At 37.0% G+C, this 2,134-nt stretch carries 2 protein-coding genes; both read right to left on the bottom strand.

Annotated features, from left to right (window positions below):
- Positions 1-500: 500 nt before the first annotated feature.
- Complete coding sequence (locus tag AC1DPQ_RS25865; RefSeq protein ID WP_477582055.1) at positions 501-830, bottom strand: YegP family protein; 330 nt, start codon at positions 828-830, stop codon at positions 501-503.
- Between the two features lie 123 nt (positions 831-953).
- Positions 954-2,134: DUF294 nucleotidyltransferase-like domain-containing protein (locus AC1DPQ_RS25860; protein WP_477611323.1), on the bottom strand; the 1,181-nt coding region annotated here is incomplete at its 5' end.

Below are 2,134 nucleotides of genomic sequence, written 5' to 3'. Positions count from 1 at the left end.
GTTCCAAACCTTAAAAAGAGCGTATTGTAAATAGATTTTTACCTTATCTGAATTTAAGTTACAAACAAACTTATACAGTAGATTGAATTAAAACCGCGCAAACGTTTGTGTGGGATGAAATGTAATAGCGCTAAATTATATGATAGAAGTGCAGGTTAGCCTAGCTTTACAGCTCTATGATTAGCTATTTAAAATGAACTTAAAGTTTATGACGCGCAAACGTTTGATAGGCCTGTATTCGCTGTTTGATTTGCTAGTAAATGGATGTTTACATCCGAATGTAAAGTTCTAGAAGAGAGTATTGAATTTTTGCGCCCTCAGGGTAGCCTTAAAGAGAGGGAGGGCAATGTCATTAAGTGTCGTCATTTCGAGCGGAGCGCAACGTAGCCGAGAACCCGAAGGCTCAGCGAAGCTAAATCTAAAAAAAAATAAAGCTCTCTCCCGAAAATCGGGACTGCGCAACAGTCGAGATGACGACTTTTCTATTGAAATTATGATGATTAACTCTGATCGTCTGTTTCTGCGTCTGGTGCATTCTTTTGAACCGATTCGATACCGTTATCTCTGGCGGCTGTACTTTCGTACATTTCGCTGGAGCCAATAATCTGGCCATTTGTAGCCTTTAAACTAAAATGGTACTTGCCATTAGACGATGTCTTTTTCTCAAATTTAGAATCATCTTGCGCATTTTTTTTAACAGATTCGATTCCATTTTCGCAGCTCGATTTGGCTGAATAGCCTTCGCTGGTTAAAATGGTCTGGCCATTGCTGGCTTTAAGATTAAACTGGAATTCTCCGTTTGATCTTTTGGTAATTACAAATTTTCCCATAAGTCTGATTTTTAAATTAAGTACTTGGTTAGTATTTTAATCTTATAATAAGCAGGTGTTATTCCTAAAGTTATTAAAGTTTGTAGCCAATTACAATAAGCAGACAAGAGAATTAATGATAATTTAACCCAGGCTATTGGTAAACTTCATGCGAATACCGCTTTGAAAGTTCTGGATAATTTTAAAAATTTCGATTAAGGTTACTTTTTCAATTTTGGTTAAACTATCAATTTCGATAAAGTTATTGGGTGCCGCCTGATCATTGATAATCAGATTAGCCTGATGTTTCAATCTTAAGCCCATTAAATAATAATAAGACTGCGAAAGTTCGTTAAACTGCTCTTCACTAAAAACACCAAGTTCTCTTAAGGCCTTTAAACGTTCGCCCGTATTCTCTTTTTGGAAAATCCTGTTCTGTAAAGCATAAACCCTTGCCAGATCTACAATAGGGGTCATGGCTGTTTTAATATCGAATACCTCTTTTTTATGGATTTTTTGTGTTCTTATATTTCTAAAATAGGTGAGCGGTGGCTCATAGAGTAAGGCATTTTTGGCCAGATATACGTAGAATTTTTCGATGGGTTTCTGCAGTTCTTCATCAACAAAAGCACGTAAGCTTTCCATAATGGTTAAATCGCCATAGATGGCCCTGCAATCAAAAAATGCAGCAAATTTTACGGCAGCTTCTGGTAAAGCTTCTTCTATCCAGTTTTTATAATTGTATTTCCAGTGCGATAGTGAATGCGTCCAGTTTGGGTTAGTGGCCATATAATCGCCATCGCAGTATACAAAACCAACAAAATTTAATTTATCCGAAACCTGGGTAGCCATATCTAGAAAATAAGAACGTACAGCCGCTCTTTTATCTTCTCCGGTATCTTCATAAATAATGGCATTGTCCTGATCGGTTTTTAAGCTAAGCTCTTTTCTGCCTTCACTACCCAAAACCATAAATACAAATTTTGCAGGTGGCGGACCAAGTTTAGCAATTACCTCTTCAATAATTTTAAAGGAAATGGTATCGGCAATAGTTGTTACCACCTCATTTACAATTTTCGAATGTACACCTCTAGCCAATAATTGCGATACAATGCCTGGTACTTTTTGCCATTTTAATTTTAGATCGCCGGTATTCACAGCAGATTTAACAGATTGGATAAAAACCAATGGAGATTCTGCCTGCTCGCTTAAAAGGCGGTTCCTGCTTAAAAAGCCAACATAATTACCATTGTCGTTTACCAGTAAATAGCGCGACTTTTTGCTGAACATCATCAATATCGCCTCATACACATAAGCATCCGGAG

Source organism: Pedobacter sp. 01T416_2 (genome assembly GCF_056398925.1).
The sequence above is the reverse complement of the archived record's forward strand: the minus strand, read 5'-3'. Positions and strand labels throughout refer to the sequence as shown.

Excerpts from the sequence above, each read along its gene's own strand:
- AC1DPQ_RS25865 (WP_477582055.1), bottom strand. The coding sequence starts at position 830 with ATGGGAAAATTTGTAATTACCAAAAGATCAAACGGAGAATTCCAGTTT.